The organism is Roseovarius ramblicola (assembly GCF_042430665.1).
GTDB classification, from domain to species: Bacteria; Pseudomonadota; Alphaproteobacteria; order Rhodobacterales; family Rhodobacteraceae; genus Roseovarius; species Roseovarius ramblicola.
The window spans coordinates 48,515-65,949 of the sequence record NZ_JBHMEC010000015.1; the positions used below are offsets into that span (position 1 = coordinate 48,515).

17 protein-coding genes are annotated in these 17,435 nt (G+C 65.5%); 4 read left to right on the forward strand and 13 right to left on the reverse strand.

Features of this window, described 5'->3' with window-relative positions:
- Positions 1–233 precede the first annotated feature (233 nt).
- A complete protein-coding gene (gene aroC / locus ACFFU4_RS08835; RefSeq protein WP_377069181.1) occupies positions 234–1,358 on the forward strand; it encodes a chorismate synthase in 1,125 nt (374 codons plus the stop codon).
- A gap of 131 nt (positions 1,359–1,489) precedes the next feature.
- A complete protein-coding gene (locus ACFFU4_RS08840) occupies positions 1,490–1,870 on the forward strand; it encodes a hypothetical protein (protein ID WP_377069183.1) in 381 nt (126 codons plus the stop codon).
- Between the two features lie 87 nt (positions 1,871–1,957).
- Here ACFFU4_RS08840 and ACFFU4_RS08845 read toward each other — a convergent pair whose 3' ends face one another.
- Positions 1,958–2,830 (reverse strand): DMT family transporter, encoded by an 873-nt coding sequence (locus ACFFU4_RS08845; RefSeq protein ID WP_377069185.1) that lies wholly within the window; start codon positions 2,828–2,830, stop codon positions 1,958–1,960.
- A 350-nt stretch (positions 2,831–3,180) separates the two neighbouring features.
- On the opposite strand from ACFFU4_RS08845, the gene ACFFU4_RS08850 reads away from it, so the two are divergent.
- On the forward strand, positions 3,181–3,444 hold the full coding sequence (locus ACFFU4_RS08850) for a spike base protein, RCAP_Rcc01079 family (RefSeq protein WP_377069187.1): 264 nt from the start codon (positions 3,181–3,183) through the stop codon (positions 3,442–3,444).
- Entirely contained in the window at positions 3,441–4,265 is an 825-nt protein-coding gene (locus tag ACFFU4_RS08855) for a hypothetical protein (RefSeq protein WP_377069189.1), read from the forward strand. Before ACFFU4_RS08850 ends, ACFFU4_RS08855 begins: the two co-directional genes overlap by 4 nt.
- 6 nt (positions 4,266–4,271) lie before the next feature.
- Here ACFFU4_RS08855 and ACFFU4_RS08860 read toward each other — a convergent pair whose 3' ends face one another.
- The 12 genes from ACFFU4_RS08860 to ACFFU4_RS08915 form a co-directional block, all read right to left on the reverse strand.
- Complete coding sequence (locus ACFFU4_RS08860; RefSeq protein WP_377069191.1) at positions 4,272–5,489, reverse strand: glycosyltransferase family 4 protein; 1,218 nt, start codon at positions 5,487–5,489, stop codon at positions 4,272–4,274.
- A gap of 10 nt (positions 5,490–5,499) precedes the next feature.
- Positions 5,500–6,639: a glycosyltransferase family 4 protein gene (locus tag ACFFU4_RS08865; RefSeq protein ID WP_377069193.1), complete on the reverse strand. Its 1,140-nt coding sequence runs from the start codon at positions 6,637–6,639 to the stop codon at positions 5,500–5,502.
- A 1,327-nt stretch (positions 6,640–7,966) separates the two neighbouring features.
- Complete coding sequence (locus ACFFU4_RS08870; RefSeq protein WP_377069195.1) at positions 7,967–9,229, reverse strand: lipopolysaccharide biosynthesis protein; 1,263 nt, start codon at positions 9,227–9,229, stop codon at positions 7,967–7,969.
- Positions 9,226–10,317: a DegT/DnrJ/EryC1/StrS family aminotransferase gene (locus ACFFU4_RS08875; protein WP_377069197.1), complete on the reverse strand. Its 1,092-nt coding sequence runs from the start codon at positions 10,315–10,317 to the stop codon at positions 9,226–9,228. The genes ACFFU4_RS08870 and ACFFU4_RS08875 overlap by 4 nt, the downstream gene beginning before the upstream one ends.
- Positions 10,314–11,435 (reverse strand): ankyrin repeat domain-containing protein, encoded by a 1,122-nt coding sequence (locus tag ACFFU4_RS08880; protein WP_377069199.1) that lies wholly within the window; start codon positions 11,433–11,435, stop codon positions 10,314–10,316. Before ACFFU4_RS08880 ends, ACFFU4_RS08875 begins: the two co-directional genes overlap by 4 nt.
- Positions 11,432–12,376, reverse strand: coding sequence for a Gfo/Idh/MocA family protein (locus tag ACFFU4_RS08885; protein WP_377069201.1), 945 nt, complete (start codon positions 12,374–12,376; stop codon positions 11,432–11,434). The genes ACFFU4_RS08880 and ACFFU4_RS08885 overlap by 4 nt, the downstream gene beginning before the upstream one ends.
- Before the next feature lie 3 nt (positions 12,377–12,379).
- Entirely contained in the window at positions 12,380–13,717 is a 1,338-nt protein-coding gene (locus tag ACFFU4_RS08890; RefSeq protein WP_377069203.1) for a nucleotide sugar dehydrogenase, read from the reverse strand.
- Positions 13,695–13,919, reverse strand: a complete 225-nt coding sequence (locus tag ACFFU4_RS08895) for a hypothetical protein (protein ID WP_377069205.1) — start codon at positions 13,917–13,919, stop codon at positions 13,695–13,697. The genes ACFFU4_RS08890 and ACFFU4_RS08895 overlap by 23 nt, the downstream gene beginning before the upstream one ends.
- Positions 13,920–13,975: 56 nt before the next feature.
- Complete coding sequence (locus tag ACFFU4_RS08900; protein WP_377069207.1) at positions 13,976–14,443, reverse strand: MarR family EPS-associated transcriptional regulator; 468 nt, start codon at positions 14,441–14,443, stop codon at positions 13,976–13,978.
- Between the two features lie 432 nt (positions 14,444–14,875).
- Positions 14,876–15,649, reverse strand: coding sequence for a LamB/YcsF family protein (locus ACFFU4_RS08905; protein WP_377069209.1), 774 nt, complete (start codon positions 15,647–15,649; stop codon positions 14,876–14,878).
- A 3-nt stretch (positions 15,650–15,652) separates the two neighbouring features.
- A complete protein-coding gene (locus ACFFU4_RS08910) occupies positions 15,653–16,666 on the reverse strand; it encodes a 5-oxoprolinase subunit C family protein (RefSeq protein WP_377069211.1) in 1,014 nt (337 codons plus the stop codon).
- The gene (locus tag ACFFU4_RS08915) at positions 16,663–17,421 is read right to left on the reverse strand and encodes a 5-oxoprolinase subunit B family protein (protein WP_377069213.1); all 759 of its coding nucleotides are present in this window, start codon (positions 17,419–17,421) and stop codon (positions 16,663–16,665) included. Before ACFFU4_RS08915 ends, ACFFU4_RS08910 begins: the two co-directional genes overlap by 4 nt.
- Positions 17,422–17,435 lie beyond the last annotated feature (14 nt).

Consider the following 17,435-nt stretch of genomic DNA (forward strand, 5'->3'; position numbering starts at 1 on the left):
CGGCCGGTGTCGTTTTCTGACGGGTCCGGTCATAGTGTTAACAGGGTTTGGCCCCTGCACCAGTGATTTTCTCGGCGCGGCGCGATGTCGTTTTCTGACCTTTTCGCATCCGTCCCGCCGTGCAGGGTAACGCGATTTCCCGACCCGGATCGCCTGTTTGCGACAAAAGCCTGCGAAATCGGCTTGAGGCGGATACCACGCGCGGCTAGATCGTCTTCAAAGGAGCCACACGCATGAGCCTCAACACCTTCGGTCATCTCTTTCGCTTCACCACATGGGGCGAGAGCCATGGGCCTGCCCTGGGCGCGACGGTGGATGGCTGCCCGCCGGGCGTGGCGCTCGACGAGGCGATGCTGCAACGCTGGCTCGACAAGCGCCGCCCCGGCCAGAACAAGAACACCACCCAGCGGCAGGAGGCGGACGCGGTGCGCATCCTCTCGGGCGTCTACGAGGGGCAGACCACCGGCACCCCCATTCAGTTGATGATCGAGAACACCGATCAGCGCTCGCGCGATTACGGCGACATCGCCCGCACGTTTCGCCCCGGCCACGCCGATATCACCTATCACCTCAAGTATGGCCTGCGCGATCCGCGCGGCGGCGGGCGAAGCTCTGCCCGCGAGACGGCGGCGCGGGTGGCGGCAGGCGGCGTCGCGCGCGCGGCCCTTGCAGCCCTCGTGCCGGGGCTCGAGGTCAAGGGCTACATGGTCGCCATGGGCGAGAGGACACTCGACCGCGCCCGTTTCGATTGGGACGCGATCGACGGCAATGATTTCTGGCTGCCCGATGCCAGCGCCGCGCCCGAGTGGGAGGCCTACCTGCAAGCCCTGCGCAAGAACCACGATTCGGTCGGTGCGGTGATCGAGGTGGTGGCGCGCGGCGTGCCCGCCGGCCTTGGCGCGCCGGTCTATGGCAAGCTCGACACGGATCTGGCCTCGGCGATGATGTCGATCAACGCGGTCAAGGGAGTCGAGATCGGCGAAGGCATGGCCGCTGCCACCCTCACCGGCAGCGCCAATGCCGACGAGATATTCATGGGCGAAAACGGCCCCGAATTCGCCTCGAACCACGCGGGCGGCATCCTGGGCGGCATCTCGACCGGGCAGGACGTGGTGGTGCGCTTCGCGGTGAAACCCACCTCCTCGATCCTGACGCCGCGCCGCTCGATCACCATTGAGGGCGACCCCATCGAGGTCGTCACCAGGGGCCGCCACGATCCGTGCGTCGGTATCCGCGCGGTGCCGGTAGGCGAGGCGATGATGGCCTGCGTTCTGCTCGATCACCTGCTGCTGCATCGCGGACAGGTGGGCGCGGGGCCGCGCGGTCGGATCGGCCCGGGGGACGGCATGGACCGGTAACGATCTTGTGAAATTCCTGGGCTTCCACCGCACGGCATCGCCGTTGCACGTTCCCTGGAGACCGGCGGGGGGGGGGCCGGCAAGTACCGGGCAAGCCGTTTGGTCCAACGCCACGCCAGGGAGGAGGGACCATGACCATATCGACGACGGCGAGAAAAACCATGCTGCAAGGCACCCTCGCAGCGGCGCTTGCATTCTCATGGGGGCAGGCCGCGCTCGCTGCCTCTGCCCATTGGCTGAGCCCGCAGGAGGTGCGCGAGACGTTCATCGGGACACCCTGGCACAGCGATCACGGGGCATTTCAGTTTCGCGAGGATGGCACCTACAGCTACTGGGAATTCGGCAAGAATTCCCCGCGGGGCACATGGCGCTACGACATGCTGGACAACGGGGCGCTCGACGGCGGCAGCACCCGCTACCGCTTCTTCAGGACCGAGGACGGGCGCTATTTCTATCACCACAGCCGGTCGGACGCGAACTACCCGGCCTTTCCGGGCAAGAGCTTCCCCTGACCATCGGCGGGCTGGCCGCCCTGTTTCTTCTTGGTCAGAATACTCCGGGGGTTTGGGGGCTGGCCCCCAATTCCCCGAATGCCCTGCTCACACCACGCGCCTCTGCCGCGACAACTGCACCGCCAGGATGCCGCCCATGATCACCGCCACCCCGATCAGGTCCTGCGCGCTCAGGGTCTCGCTCAGGATCAGCGCGGCGATGGCCACCCCGAGGAACGGGTTGAGAAAGTGGAAGGTCGCGGCCTTGGTCGCCCCGATCCGGTTGACCAGCCAGAACCAGACCAGTGTCGCCGCCAGCCCCGGCACCAGCGTGGTATAGGCAAAGGCCGCGATCAACTGCCACGACCATGTGACCTCGATGGTCTCCATCGCCGCGGCACCCACGGCAAGCCCCACGCTGCCCACCAGCATCTGCAAGCCGACGATCATCAGGAAATTGCCGCCCGACGTGGCCCCGCGCACCGCCAGCGTGGCAAAGGTCAGCGCGATCACACCCGCGACGCACAGACCGAGCCCGAACAGATCGACGCCCCCATTCAGCCGTGCCCCCATGATGATCGCCACACCCACGACCCCGGCGACAAGGCCCATCATCCCCATCCAGCCGATGCGCTCGCGGAAAATCAGCCAGCCCGCCAGCCCCACCAAGAGCGGCATGGTCGACGCGATGATCGCCGCAAGCCCCGCCTCGATGGTCTGCATCGCCACGAAGTTGAGCCCCAGATAGAGCGTGTTTTGGCACAGCCCGAAAATCACCGTGGCCCGCCATTGCCCGCGCGTCAGCTTCCAGCTTTGCCCCAGAATGCGGGCGATCAGAACCCCCAGTAGCCCCGAGATCAGGAACCGCAGGCAGAGCGCCGTCAGCGGCGGCGCCGAGGCGACGATGATCCGCGCCGAGGTGAAGGCCGAGGACCACATCACCGCAAAGGCCAGCCCCATTCCGAGCGCGCGCAATTCCATCCGGCAGTCCCCTTCCCGCTCAGTCCGCCCGGACGCCATTGACCCTCGCGCAGATGCGGTCACTCGCGCCCGTGCCCGGTGCCCCCAGAGGCGGGCCAGCCTTCCCACATCGGCCTGCGGATTACCACCGGGATGATCTGCCACGGAATGCGTTCTCCGCCTCGACTCTGCCGGCGGACTCGGCGTGACCCGCTCCGGTTCGCGGCGCGCAGTGCGCGCGCGTCATGCGAGGCGAGGCGGCGCGCCGTCTTGCACCGCGCGCTCGGGTCAGATCGCATCAAGCTTTGAGAGGCGATGCTCTGCGCGTGCTCCGCCAGATCCAGGCGGAAATCGCAAAGACAGGAGCAGACATGAACCCTTTTGAAAATCGCAGCCTCGCCCTCTCCGGTCCTGCGACCGATGCTCTTCCGGTGGTGCCCGACGACGGAACCGATCTGCCGCATGTGGCTGTCGGCCTCTATGTCGAGACCGGCGGCACGCTCGGCTTCGTGACCGTGACGGGGCAGGTTCGCACTGTTTCGGTCGCGGATTTCTCGATCCTTCCGGTTGGCGTGCGTCGGGTACGCGCGACCGGGACCACCGCCACCGGCATTCACGCGCTGGTACTGGCATGAAGCCGCTCGTTGATGTCAGCGTGACATCCGCCCCCGCACATGGGCGCGGGTGGAGCCCGGCCCGGCTGTTTCGCAACGGGGAGCGGGGGGGCTGGTACGATCCGTCCGCACCCGCAACGCTGTGGGGCGATACGGCGGCGTCCCTGCCCGCCGGGATCGGCCAGCCGGTGGCGCGGCTCGACGATCTGAGCGGCAACGCGCACCACATGATCCAGGAAAACGCCAGCGGGCGGCCCGTCCTGCGCGCCACCGCATCTGGCCACGCGCTCGAATTTGACGGGGTCGATGACCTGATGCACGCGTTGAGCCCGCCATCCGCGTGGGACTGGGCGCATCAGCGGGGGGGCGTGACCTTCGGCATTGCCGCGGAAATCTCGCACCGGACCGACAGGAACGAATTCCTGATGGGCACGATGAGCGGGGCCAGCACCGCGAATACCGGCGTTTCCTTGCTGGGCGAGAATACCGGGGCGCTCGGGATCGGAAACAACGCGCGCGTCATGATCGCACGCGGTGTCGGCGGCTCTGTCGCGGCCTTCCACAGCGTGCATTCAGGGACCGATCCGGTGAAGGTCTGGACCTATGTGACCCAGGCATCCGGCGTGCGGCTGACCGGGCGCGGCTTCATGGTGCAGTCAAGCTGGATGAACCTGCCGACATCGGCCGGGGAGCCGTCGCTGACGCTTTTCCTGGGCGGGGCGGGCAGCAACCGGCTGCAGGGGCGCATCTTTGCCGCCGTGGCCGTCGACGGCGCGCTTGACGCGGCCGAGGAGACGCGGCTGCGCCGTTGGCTGGCGGCGCGGGCGGGAGCGGCGGACTGAACCGGCTCAGCCGGTCAGGACCTCTTCGAGCCGCCGGGCCAGTTGGGCATAGTCGTAATGCGCCAGCGCCGCCCGGCGGCCGTTCTCGCCCATGCGGCGGCGCTCCGTCTCGGGCATGGCGTGGATGCGGCGGATGGCATTGGCAAGAGCTTCGGGGTCTTCGGCGGGGACGGTGAGACCGGCGTCAAATTTTCCAACCGGATCGTTGCCGCCGCTGAACCCGTGTATGATTGGCCTGCCCGAGAACAGATAATCGGGAACCTTGTTTGCCGCGATCCCCCAACGATACAGCGGGGACTTCAGCCACCCGATATAGCAGACATCACACGCCGCCAGCACCGATTGCACCTGCGGCTTGGGGACGGGCCCGATGAACCGCACATTCGTCAGCCCGAGCGCGTCGCGCCGCGCCTCCAGATCGGCGCGGGCGCGTCCCTGCCCGACCAGCAGGATGTGCACGTCCGGCAGATCGCGCAGCAGCGCCGCCGCCTCGATCAGCGTGTCGAGGGCGTTCGCCGTCCCCAGCGTGCCGGTATAGACGATGCGCAGCCCATCGGCGGGTATCTGCGCGGCCACCTCCGGGGACAGCGGCGCAGGGGCCGCGACCTCGTCGAGCGCGATCCCGCTCGACACCCAGGTGAACTTGTCACGATCCATGCCGCGCGCGACCATATGCTCCACCGCGCCCTCAAGATTCGACACCACCCGGTCGGCGCGGGCATAGGCGCGATCCTCGATCCATTGCAGAAAGCGGATGAACGGATGCCGCGGGCTGTAGCCGCCGATCTCGATCAGCGTCAGCGGCCAGATATCGCGTACCTCGAAAACCAGCCGCGCCCCGCAGGCCCGCGCCAGACGCTCGGCCCCGGGATAGCCCACGGGATGCGGCGAGGAATAGAGCACCACGTCCGGTGCCGCCGCCAGCCGCCGACGCAGGGCGGGCAGCTTTGCGGCAAAGACCAGCCACGCCAGAACCCGGCGCCTGTCATGCGCATGGGCGTATTTCGGCACATCGATACGGACGAAGCGATAGCCCTCCACGACCTCTTCGGCGGGCAGCGCATCGGTATCGACCCCGTCGCGCAGCAGATGATGCCACCGCGCCGCGACAACGGTGACGTCATGGCCCAGCCTGACGAGTTCCCGGGCAAGGTAATGATGCCGCCCGCCCATCCCGGTCTGCGGCGTCGAGCTTTCGGGATAGATGATGCAGATGCGGCTCATGGCAGGACCTTCACAATCGTTCATCAGCCATGAGGCGGCGGTAGAGGGCGATCAGCGTCTCGCTCTCGGCCTCCCAGTTGTAGCGCGCTTCCACGGCGGCGCGGCCGCGCCGGCCCATGGCGGCGGCCTCAATGGGGTTGTCGAGAATCCATTGCATCGCCCCGGCGATGGCCTGCGGATCCTGCGGGTCGACCAGCAGGCCACAGCCCGCCCCCTCGACGATCTCGCGCCAGAGCGGGAAATCCGAGGCGATCACCGGCAGACCTGCGGCCATGTATTCGAACATCTTGACCGGGTAAGAGATGACATATTGCGGCGTCGGGTGCAGCAGCACCAGCCCGGCGGACGCCTGCGACAGCTCTTCGACCACCGTCTCCCGGCTGCTCCACCCCAGGAAGCGCACACGTTGCCAGCCGCCCTTCGCGCGCATCCGCGCCTCCAGCCGATCATCATTGAAGGCACCGAGCAGATGCAGGCGCGCGCAGTCATCCCCGACCAGCCCGACGGCCTCCACCATCTCGTTGATCCCCCGGACACCGACGATCCCCCCGACATAAACGAAGCGGCCCGGCACGCGCTCGCGGGATGCCTCGGGGATCGCTGAAAACTCGGTAAGCGAGGGAAAGTTGGCGAGCAGGATCGTATCACCCCGCCGAAACCGCGCCTGCATGGCGGGGACGACGACGATCAGCCGATCGAGAACCCGCGCCGCCACCTTCTCCAGATGTTCGGCGATCCAGCCAAGAAGGCGCGCGACAGGGGCCGAAAGATACGTCTTGTGACTCAACTGCCGCGGCAGGTCCTCGTGCACGTCATAGATCACCCTGATCCCCTGCAACCGCAGCAGCATCGCCCAGGGCAAAAGCTCGGGGTCGTGGAAATGGGCGATGCGGGGGCGGGCGCGGCGGACGGCGCGATACATGCGGAACGCGCCCAGCGTCATGCGCCGCAGGCGCCCGCGCTCGGGCGCGCCGGTGTCGCGGACGTCCACGCCGTCGCTTGCACCGGTGTCGTCGCCCTTGCCGTCCTGCACATAAAGCGCCACCTCGCCCGGCCAGACCCGCGCCAGCGTCGCCGCCTCCTTGACCCGGATCCGGGTGTCGGTGCGGGGGTGGACGGTGGTGAAGTGGATGATCACTGGAAGCTTCATCAGCCTTTTCTTTCCCGCGGCATGAAGGCGAGGCAGATTAACAAAAACAGCAACCCATGAGTGAGCAAAACCGTCATAAAATCTGAACTCGTGATTGCGCTGATCACAACAATCAAACTTGCACATATCACCGTAGGATGACCTACATGCCGTCCATGCGCATTGAGAACCGACAAAACTGATCCAATGAGAATGGCGTAAATGGTAACTCCAATTCCTCCTGCATTAGAGAAACCGCTGCCGATAAACCCCGTGTTAGCAGATGTTTCTGAATTCTCAAAAAAGAATTCGCCAATTAAAAATGGAGCAGAGGTCGAATAGTCAACTTCAACCAAACCAAATGTAATTTTCGATGTACTCCAATACATGAATGGACGCGCCGAGAAAAATTCAATGTAATAATTATCCAGAAGAGGCGGCACAAAAAATACACGTCGAACAATGAAGGTTGAAAACCATCTCGTACCAGTGCCGCCGAATAACTCGAAATACGCGAGTTCGAACACGATTATCGTCGACAGCAAAACAAACAAAAAACTAAGACTCCTCGTTATACCAAACCGAGTGAGGCACCAATAAACGATAAGCACGACGAAGGGCGCGGCCAAGACGCTTTTGTGATTGGTCAGTCCAAACATCATTATAGTCAGAAATATGAAAGAAAACACTGCTGGCTTACTCCGATAGAGGAGCCCAAGTAGTATCCCGACAGGAAGAACGACTTTTGAAACGGGGGAGATTATGTAACCGAAAATTGTGGGCACAGAAGACGCGGCATCGCGTCTGAATTCATACACTCGCAAAGGATCGAGATTGAAATACCGAAACCCACCAAAAGCTATGATCGCGAGAACCGCAAATGCACTCACCCCGAGCATAATATTCAAAAAGCCCCTTTCTGAAATAGAGGCGAATTTCGGACGCCGCAACCTCACATTTCCCAATAAAATAATTATCAAAAATCCAAAACTTAGGAAAACTAGAAATGATGAAGAAGCGGCACCAAGTGAAAAATATACAAGGGACGGGCAGATGTAAGAGAGATGCACGAAGAGATGAATGAATGAAACTGTATCCTCCCGAACCCGCAAAAATATCGACAGTAGCGACAGAATCAGAAGAGCCGCCGAAGATCGCATCAGGTCAGGCTCATACGCAAAGCCCATGTAGCTCCAGTTTCTGGATATATCGAGAGCATAAGATAACGATAGGGAGGCAAAAAAAACGATTGCAGCAACTAATATTATGAGTTTCTCATTCAAATAATAAGATGATCTCGCCTTTGGCAGACGGCTGATGAACCATGCGCGATTTGTACGAATATCACTCATTTCGCAGTCACGCCGACAGCCCAGAGATACCCCCCATAAAACACCGCCCCCGTCAGCGCATAGACCTCCGACAGCCGGTCGGGGGCTACTGTGGCCACCGCCAGCACCGGCCCCACCCGCAGCAGCAGCCCCAGCGCCTGCAATCCCATCGCCAACGCGACCCGCCCGGTCACATGCAGCACCATCGACACCGGCGACGCCACGAATTGCAGCACGAACCAGGGCGTCATCCACGCCACCAGCCATCCCGCCCGCGCCCATTCCGCGCCGAAGACCAACGGGAACAGCAGCGGCGACAGCGCGCCCACGGCCACCAGCGGCGGCGCTCCGGTACGGAACAGCGTCCACATCGTGGACCGGGTGAACGCGGCCAGCGTGCCGTCGCGCAGCCGCGCCGGGGCCTCGGCCAGAAACACCTGCGACACCGACGACCCCACCAGCCCCATCGGCAGCCCCATCACCCGCATCGCCAGCATCAGGAACCCGGCCTCGGGCCCCGCTGCCGCCGCCGCGATCAGGATCACCGGCACCTGCACGCCCGCGGTGTTGAACAGCGCCTCGGGCACCGACCACATCGGAAACCGACGGAATACCGACGCGATACCGACAATGCGCGCACCGTCCGTCCGGCGCAGAATCGGCCGGTCCCGCCGCCACAGGTCGCGCGCCAGCCCGATCACCCCGAGACCGCCATAGAGCATGTGTCCGAAGAGCAGGCCCAGGGGCGAGGGCGCGGCGGCCCCTATTGCCGCCTGCGTGCCGATCCCGCCGACCGCGCGGGTCATCCGCGTGCGCGTGACAAGTCCGAACCGCTTGTTGCGCGACGCCCAGTATTGCAAGGCGTTATAGGCCGAGGCGAGGAACACCCCGAGGGGCACCATCCACAGGTAGGGGGCCAGCCCCGGCTGCCCCAGAAGCGCCGCCGTCCGCGCCGGCGCCAGCAGCACCGGCACCGCCAGAAGCCCCGAGATCACAGTCGCCGCGATCAGCGCCACCGCCAGCAGCGCCATGCCGTCGGCGTCGTCCTCGGGCAGCGGGATGGCGATGTTGTAGCGCAGGCAGGACACGACCGTCGCGATACCGATGATCGCCACATAGACGGCGAGCAGCGCGAAATCCTCCGGTGAGTAGAGCCGCGTCAGCAGCGGCAGCGCCAGCACCGCCAGCCCCTGGGCAAAGGCCGTGCCGCCGGTCAGCACCCCGACATTGCGCGCGAACGACCCGGCGGGCAGCCATCGCGCCAGCGCCGCGCGTATCACCCCGCCACCGCGCCTGCCACGGCATCCGTGATCCGCCTGATCGTGGTCGCCTCCATATACGGGTGCATCGGCAGGCTCAGCACCTCCCCCGCCGCGCGGTCGCCCTCGGGCAGGTGCGCACCCGCGTCCGCCACCGCCGGCTGGCGGTTGAGCGGCAGGGGATAATGCACCGCCGTCGGGATGCCCGCCCCCCTGAGCGCCGCCTGCACCGCGTCGCGCCCCTGCACCCGGATGCTATATTGCGCCCAGGCGCTCTGGCAGCCGGGCCTCACATGGGGCGTCGGCAGACCCAGCGGCGCGAGGGCGGAATCGTAGGCGTCGGCCAGCCGCTGCCGCGCGGCAATCTCATCGTCGAGGATGGCAAGCTTGGGCAGCAGGATCGCCGCCTGGATCGTGTCGAGCCGCGAATTCACGCCCACGCGCAGGTGATGATAGCGCCGATCCTGCCCGTGCCGGGCGATCTGGCGCATGGCGGTCGCGAGGTCGGGGTCCGAGGTGAAGATCGCCCCGCCATCGCCATAGCAGCCAAGCGGCTTGGACGGAAAAAAGCTGGTGCAGCCGATGGTCGAGAGGTTGCAGGACCTGCGCTCCCTGTCGCTGGCCCCGAAGCTCTGCGCCCCGTCCTCGACCACCGCGATGCCGTGCCGCGCGGCGATGGCGTTGATCCGGTCGAAATCGGCGGGCTGGCCATAGAGCGAGACGGGGATGATCGCGCGGGTGCGGGGGGTGATCGCCGCTTCCACGGCACCGGGGTCCATGTTGCAGGTCGCGGGGTCGATATCGACATAGACCGGGCGCGCGCCGAGAACCGCCGCTGTCTCGGCCGTCGCGATATAGGAGAAGCCGGGGCAGATCACCTCGTCGCCGGGCCCGACCCCAAGCGCCATGAGCGCGATCTGCAACGCGTCGGTGCCGTTGGCGCAGGTGATGCAATGCGCGGCACCGCTGTAATCGGCAAGCCGGTCTTCGAGCTCGGCCACCTCCGGCCCAAGGATGTATTTGCCATGCGCTAGGACGCGGGCGATCCCGGCCTCGATCTCGGAGCGCAGGCGGTCCTGCTGGGCGGCAAGATCGACGAAGGGGATCATGTCGCGGCCTGCTTGCTGGCAAGCCACGCGGTGACCGCGGTATCACCATTGGCCCACAGGTAATGAAAAACATCCTTGCCCAGCGCATCGTGTCGCATGGGATCGGCGCCCGCTTCGATCAGGGCCTCAAGAATGGTGAAATCAGGTGTGTCCTGCCCCATCAGCGCGGACTTGGCATACATCAAAACCGTGGTGCCATTCCTGCCACTGGCATTGGCGTCCGCCCCACGTGCCAGCAGCGCGTTGACGACGCCGCGATGCTGGCCGTGAGCCGCGATGATGAGAGGCGTCCAGCCTTCTGCGCTGCGGAATTCGATCAGATCAGGGATCGCCGCCAGCAGCTTTTCGGCTTTGTCGGCATCGCCGTCGCGGCAGGCCGCCAGCAGCGCACGACCTCTCTGGGCACGATACTGGGACACGCGCCAATTCGGGAACGCCTCAACTGCGGCGCGTTTTTGTTGAGGCGTCATCGGCTCATTCTTCCGCGGCCGTTCAACCGGCCGGCGCGTCAAGGTGCCTGCGTCACGCCGCTTGATAAAAAGTCTCAAAGCGCGGATCTGCGACTGGTAATTGTTAAACTGCACCACCTCTATGGTGTCATCAGGCCCAAGAGGTGTATCCTCGAAGAACAACTCGTCGCCCGCGTCGACACGCGAGTCGATGTAATGAGCCGTAACGCCCATCGGGACGTTCTTCATGATAGTGTAGAAGAAAAGGTCGAGCCCTGCGGTTTCCGGCAGTTTGCCCGGATGGATGTTCAGGATACCCTCATCGAACAATTCTATTACCGCGCGCTTTATGATACGCGCGCCAGCAATTATTCCCAAGCTGTACCCCGCCTTGTCGCGCAGTGCCGCAATGGCATCGACATCGTCGTGTTCGCATTCATGGAACGCAAAGCCCAGCGCGCGGCAGACGTCTGGCGTATTACGCGCGGAAGCCAAGCGCAGCATCGACGGGAAGTATTGGTTCGAATCGGCATGTGGCAGTGCTTTCCACGGTGCCCCGATCACCGTCACGTCCCGAAAACCGGACGCTGCCAACTCCAAGAGAAAATCTTGGGTCTTCCTGTGCGCGAAAGCATAGGCGAAAACGGCGATCGGCTCGTTATTGGTCATGCCTTCTCCCTCACAAACGGATGCACGAGATCGCCATGGCGGGCAATCGGGGCGTCACGGATATGCGCCACCGTCTCGATGGCAACCCGGTTCTCCTCGACGCCGAAGCCACGCCCCGCGAGCACCTCTTCATAGATGCGGGTGTGCAGTTCCGTGAACCCCTCGGAAAACTCGACATTCTCGCCATCCGCCGTCACCGCGCGGAACGTGCGCCTGCCCGCGGCGCGCTCCTCCGCGGGGACATCGTTCACGTCGAGCGAGAGGAACCACCGCACGCGGGCGCGCTCATACTCCAGGTACCCCGCCGCCTTCGTCGGGGTGTTGAGGTGGACGATATTCTCCTGCAGGGCCCCGTAGACGAAGTGCAGCATGTCGTAGAAATGCACGCCGATATTGGTCGCGATGCCGCCGGATTTGCCGGTCACGCCCTTCCAGCTCTTGAGATACCAGTTTCCGCGCGAGGTGATGTAGGTCAGGTCCACCTCGGTCTTGCGGCCCGCCGGCATCGCCGCGACGCGGTCGCGCAGGTCGCGGATCGCGGGGTGAAGCCGCAATTGCAGGATGGTGTGGATGCGCTTCCCGGTGGCGCGCTCGACCTCCTGCAACCCGTCGATGTCGCCGGGATCGAGCACCAGCGGCTTTTCGCAGATCGCATCGGCCCCGCAGCGCAGGGCAAAGCGCATATGCGCGTCGTGCAGGTAGTTGGGCGACGCGATCGAGACGTAATCGAGCCCGCGCCCGGCGCGCCGTTCGGTTTCCACGAAGGCGTCGAACTGTTCGAATTCGGTAAAGAACTGCGCCTCCGGGAAATGACTGTCGAGGATGCCGACGGAGTCATTCACGTCCATCGCCGCGACGAGGTCGTTGCCGGTGTCCCTGATGGCCTTCATGTGGCGCGGCGCGATATAGCCTGCGGCTCCGACAAGAGCGAAACGGTTCATGTGTCAGGCCCTCACGATGTTCGGTGCCGCGTCCCGCCAGACCCCGCGGCTGTCGACGATCAGCGCGGCATGCTCGCGGATCATCTCATAATCGAAGCGGGCGTGATCGGTGGCCAGCACGACGGCGTCGAACCCGGCCAGCGTCCCGGCGTCCAGCGGCACGCTTTCAAGGTCGAACGCATGCGCGCGCATCGGCGGAAAGACCGGAACGTGAGGGTCGGAATAGGCGATCTCGGCCCCGCTTGCGCGCAACAGCTCCATCACCTCCACCGAGGGGCTCTCGCGCATGTCGTCGACGTTCTTCTTGTACGCGACACCCAGCACCAGGACCCGGCAGCCGTTGAGCGCTTTCTTCTTGTCATTCAATGCCTTGATCAGTTTGCCCACGACGTATTCCGGCATCGCGCGGTTGACCTCGCCCGACAGCTCGATAAAGCGCGTGTGCAGGCCGTATTCCCGCGCCTTCCACGTCAGGTAGAACGGGTCGACCGGGATGCAGTGCCCGCCAAGGCCGGGACCGGGGTAATACGGGGTGAAACCGAAGGGCTTGGTCGCCGCGGCGTCGATCACCTCGAACAGGTCGATGCCCATCCGGTCGGCCACGATCTTCATCTCGTTGACCAGGCCGATATTGACGGCGCGATGGATGTTTTCCAGCAGCTTGGTCATCTCGGCGGCGCGCGTCGAAGTCATCGGCACCACCCGGTCGATCACACCGGCATAGAGCGCCTTGCCCGCCTCCAGACAGGCGGGCGTGTGGCCCCCCACGACCTTGGGAATGGTGTGCGTTGTGAAATGCGCATTGCCCGGATCCTCGCGCTCGGGCGAATAGACGACGAACACATCCTTGCCCACCGGGAATCCGCCCTTTTCGACGCGGGCGACAATCTCTTCCTCGGTGGTGCCGGGATAGGTGGTGCTTTCAAGAGAGATCACCTGTCCCGCCCGGAGATTGGGCACCAGGCTTTCGAGGGTCCTGACAACGAAGCCGAGGTCGGGTTCGCGATACTTGTTGAGTGGCGTCGGCACGCAGATGATCAACGCGTCCGCCTCAGCCGCCCGGGCAATGTCTGCCGTCGCCTCGAAGCGACCATTGGCCACCGCGCGGGCGACAGCGGAGTCGTCGATATGCTCGATCGAAGAATGCCCGGCATTGAGTTCGGCCGCCTTGTCGTTGTCGATGTCGAACCCAATCACCCTGAATCCGGTTTCCGCATAGCGCAATGCCAGCGGTTGTCCGACATAGCCCATGCCGACGATCCCGATCGTCGCACTGCGCGCCTCGAGCCGCTCAATGAGCTCTCGGAGTCGCAAATCGTCACCCAACGCAAAATCGTCCATCATCATCTCCAATGTCGTGATAGTCGCGGTACCAGTCCACGAAATGCCGCTTACCCTCGCGGACCGGGATCTCGGGGCGGTCGCCGGTGCGGGTCTGCCGCGGCGTCGCGTGGCGACGTCGCTTCAGGCGGACATCGTGGTACTCCGTCATCCGGCCATGGCCCGCCATCCGGCGCCCCTCGGCCAGAGGCAGGCAGGCCATCAGAGTGTCGTGCCCAGGCCCGCGGACCCGCACCCCGCTACGCGGCGGCATCGCGGCTATCCCGCTTTATCTCCAAGCGCCCCGCCGGCGTCGACCTCGGCGCGCACGGCCTCGATCTCCGCGCGCAGTGCCTCGTATTCCGCCATCTTCCGCGCCAGAAACCGCTTCGTCAGCGCTGCCTTTTCCGTGACACCCTTGCGGGTCAACACATAGGCATAGCGTCGCCTGTCATCGGACGCGGCGAAGTTGCCAAGCTTGATCAGCCCTTTATCCAGCAAAGCGCTCAGCACGTAGTGAATGCCGCCGGTACTGACCCCGACCGCCCTTGCCAACTCGCGTTGCGACATTTCCGGGTTGTCATGAAGAAGGCGCATTATGCGGAACTGCGCATCCTCGCGGAGCTGATCGCGCCGGGTCGTCATGCCCCACAGGTCTTCGCGCAGGCTGCCGCACAAGGACTGCCTTCGGGCCCCCTCGCGCTTGCAGGTTTGGCAGTGTGAAGCAAAATCACCATGATCGCTCAATTTTGAGCAATATACGCCCTTGTGCACATGGGCAACAGGAAATTTAGGCAACAGGAAATGTCGAGATTTGATCTCCCGAACATTGGATACACCCACAACCCAAGATTGCATACTGGCAGGCGCCGTCAAGGATGAAACCGGTGAGCGGCACCGAATCGTCAGAAAGCGCCACAAGTGAATGGAATGCGCACCCCTGCGGGCAGTTCACCCGATCTGCCAAATGCACCAATGGCCGCGTTGGCGCAGGGAGAACCAGACGACAGCAATGGCACCGGGTACAGTATCGCACCTCCGGCCTGCGTTCCCTGCGCAAAACGTACCTTGGCCACGCCGGAACCTGTCATTCCGGCAGAGATGCGGCGTCAGTTCGGGCCCGGCCACCGGACCGCGCCGGACGACAGGCCCGCAAATTGCCGGATCGAGACGGATACTCTAGCCGCGCGCGCCCTCGAACCGGGCGATTCGCACCCCTGCGGCTTCGAGCCCGGCGCGCAAGGACCTGGCGATGCCCACCGCCTCGGGCGTGTCTCCGTGCAGGCAGATCGTGTCGATGCGGGTGGGAATGCGGGTGCCGTCCTCGGCAAGGATCGCGCCCGCGCGCAGCATGTCGAGGATGCGCGCGGCGGCATGATCGGGGTCGTGGATCACCGCGCCCGGCTGTCGCCGGTCCACCAGCGTGCAATCGGCGTTGTAGGCGCGGTCGGCAAAGATCTCGCAGGCCATGCGTGCGCCGAGTGACCGCGCCGCCGCCTCCTGCGCGGTGCCGGCGAGCACCATGACGATGATTTCAGGGTCGACCGACAACGCCGCCTCGTAGCAGGCGCGGGCGAGGGTCTCGTCCTCCGACGCCATGTTGGCCAGCGCGCCGTGCAGCTTGAGATGCCGCACCGCGCCGCCCACCGCTCGCGCCATCCCCTGTGCCGCGCCGACCTGGTAGCGGACCTGGTTGGCAAGCGTGGCGTGGGGCACGTCCATGCGGCGGCGGCCAAAGCCCTGAAGGTCGCGGAAGCCGGGATGTGCGCCGATGCCCACCTCATTGGCCACCGCGCGCGCCATGGTCGTGGACATCACGTCGGCGTCGCCCGCGTGAAAGCCGCAGGCGATGTTGGCGGAACTGATCACGTCCAGCAGGGCCGCATCGTCGCCCATTTTCCAAGGGCCAAAGCTCTCGCCCATGTCGGCATTCAGATCAACGGTATCTTGCATGGCTCATTCCTTCTCGTTCCCGGCGATGGCGCCGCTGATGAGTTGATAGGACAGAAGATCGCGGATGTCGTGGGGGTCACGCGTCAGGTGGGTAAGGCGGCGGCGCAGGCCCTCGCGGGCCTCCGCCGCGCGGCGTTCGGCGGCGAGCGCCTCGCCGGGCGGCACGAAGCGCAGGCGCAGGTGCGTGCCGGGGGCTGTCTGCGCCACGCGCGGCAGATCGCAGGGGAGCACCGCGCCGATGCGGGGGTAGCCGCCCGTGGTCTGGCATTCGGCCATCAGGACAAAGGGCGCGCCGTCGCCGGTGACCTGGATATCGCCGGGCACGATCGCCTCGGAGAGCACGGTGAGGCCCGCGCGGGCGGCAAAGCCGTCGCCGTCGGGGTCGAGGCGCACGCCCATGCGGTTGCCGCGCGCGTCGCGGGTAAAGCGGGTCCGCTCGAAGCGGGCGATTTCCTCGTCGGGGAACATCGGTGTCTGGTAGCCCGCCACCACGCGGACCTCGCCGCCCGAGAAACGATCCCCGGCGTCAAGGAGGCGACCCGTCTCGCGGCCCCGGTCCGGACCGACGGGCAGGGTGTCGCCCGCCGCGAGTGCCGCGCCTATCCCGGCGGCGAGATGGGCGGAGCGCGCGCCGAGAACCTCCGGCGTGGCGAGGCCGCCGCCCAGGTGCAGGTAGCCGTAAACCCCGGCGGTGGCCGGGCCGATGGTGAGCCGTGCGCCGGCGGGCAGCGGGTGCGAGGCGTTCCATGCCAGCGCCGCGCCGTCGATGCTCGCGCGCATCGGCGCGCCGGTGAGGGCGATGCGCATGTCCTCGTTGGCCTCGAACGTGCCGCCCATCCCGGCCATTTCCAGCGCAGCCATGTCCGCCCCCTGCCCCAGAAGCGCCGCCCCCTCGTGCAGCGCCAGCCGGTCCGCCGCACCGCCGCGCGAGAGGCCATAGGCCAGGTATCCCGGCCGCCCGAGGTCCTGCACGGTGACGCCCGGCCCGGCCTGATGCACGATAAGGGCGCGGCTCATCGGATCGCCTCGGACGTGGCACCGCCATCGGGGCCCGCGTCGCGCAGACGGTCATAGGCGTCGCGGTCGACGGCGTCGAAGATCACCTCGTCGCCGGGGCGCAGCACAAAGGGCTCTTCTGCCTCGGGGCGGAACAGGCGGAATGCGGTCTGCCCGACATGCCGCCAGCCAGTCGGCGTCGAGACCGAAAACAGCACAAGCTGCCGGATCGCCAGCACCAGCGCGCCCACCGGCACGCGGTCGGTCAGCGCCTGCTGGCGGGGGATGTTCCAGTGATCGGGCAATGCGCCCAGGTAGGGCTGACCGGGGGCGAAGCCGATGGTCTGCACGCGCACACGGGTTTGCGCGATCTCGGCGCTCGCGGCCTCGGGCGAGAGACCCGCCTCGGCTGCGGCCTCTTCGAGTTGCGGGGCGAGATCGGTGCCGTAGATGGTGGGGATGCGCCACAGGCGGCGGCCCTGCGGCAGGTCGGCACCGTACCAGTCGCGGCTATCGAGGAGCGCCTGCATCTCGCGCGCCACCGCCGCCGGGTCGGTGTGGAGCGCGTCGATGCGCAGGAAAGTGGAGACGAGCGAGGTGGAGGTTTCCTCCACGCCCTCGGGCGTGGCGCGCTCGACCGCCGCGCGAAAGGCGAGCGCCGCGCGGTTGCCCGCCTCGGAAAGCCGGTCGCCGAAGGAGACGAGCAGCCCGTCGAGCCCCACGCGGCCGATGCGCGGGAATCTCGCGTTACCGTTGGAGCGGTCCGTGTCGGTCACGTCAGTCCTGTCCT

Coding starts and splice junctions, on each gene's coding strand:
- aroC (WP_377069181.1), top strand. CDS start 234: ATGAGCCTCAACACCTTCGGTCATCTCTTTCGCTTCACCACATGGGGC.
- ACFFU4_RS08840 (WP_377069183.1), top strand. CDS start 1,490: ATGACCATATCGACGACGGCGAGAAAAACCATGCTGCAAGGCACCCTC.
- ACFFU4_RS08845 (WP_377069185.1), bottom strand. CDS start 2,830: ATGGAATTGCGCGCGCTCGGAATGGGGCTGGCCTTTGCGGTGATGTGG.
- ACFFU4_RS08850 (WP_377069187.1), top strand. CDS start 3,181: ATGAACCCTTTTGAAAATCGCAGCCTCGCCCTCTCCGGTCCTGCGACC.
- ACFFU4_RS08855 (WP_377069189.1), top strand. CDS start 3,441: ATGAAGCCGCTCGTTGATGTCAGCGTGACATCCGCCCCCGCACATGGG.
- ACFFU4_RS08860 (WP_377069191.1), bottom strand. CDS start 5,489: ATGAGCCGCATCTGCATCATCTATCCCGAAAGCTCGACGCCGCAGACC.
- ACFFU4_RS08865 (WP_377069193.1), bottom strand. CDS start 6,639: ATGAAGCTTCCAGTGATCATCCACTTCACCACCGTCCACCCCCGCACC.
- ACFFU4_RS08875 (WP_377069197.1), bottom strand. CDS start 10,317: ATGATCCCCTTCGTCGATCTTGCCGCCCAGCAGGACCGCCTGCGCTCC.
- ACFFU4_RS08880 (WP_377069199.1), bottom strand. CDS start 11,435: ATGACCAATAACGAGCCGATCGCCGTTTTCGCCTATGCTTTCGCGCAC.
- ACFFU4_RS08885 (WP_377069201.1), bottom strand. CDS start 12,376: ATGAACCGTTTCGCTCTTGTCGGAGCCGCAGGCTATATCGCGCCGCGC.
- ACFFU4_RS08890 (WP_377069203.1), bottom strand. CDS start 13,717: ATGGACGATTTTGCGTTGGGTGACGATTTGCGACTCCGAGAGCTCATT.
- ACFFU4_RS08895 (WP_377069205.1), bottom strand. CDS start 13,919: ATGGCCTGCCTGCCTCTGGCCGAGGGGCGCCGGATGGCGGGCCATGGC.
- ACFFU4_RS08905 (WP_377069209.1), bottom strand. CDS start 15,649: ATGCAAGATACCGTTGATCTGAATGCCGACATGGGCGAGAGCTTTGGC.
- ACFFU4_RS08910 (WP_377069211.1), bottom strand. CDS start 16,666: ATGAGCCGCGCCCTTATCGTGCATCAGGCCGGGCCGGGCGTCACCGTG.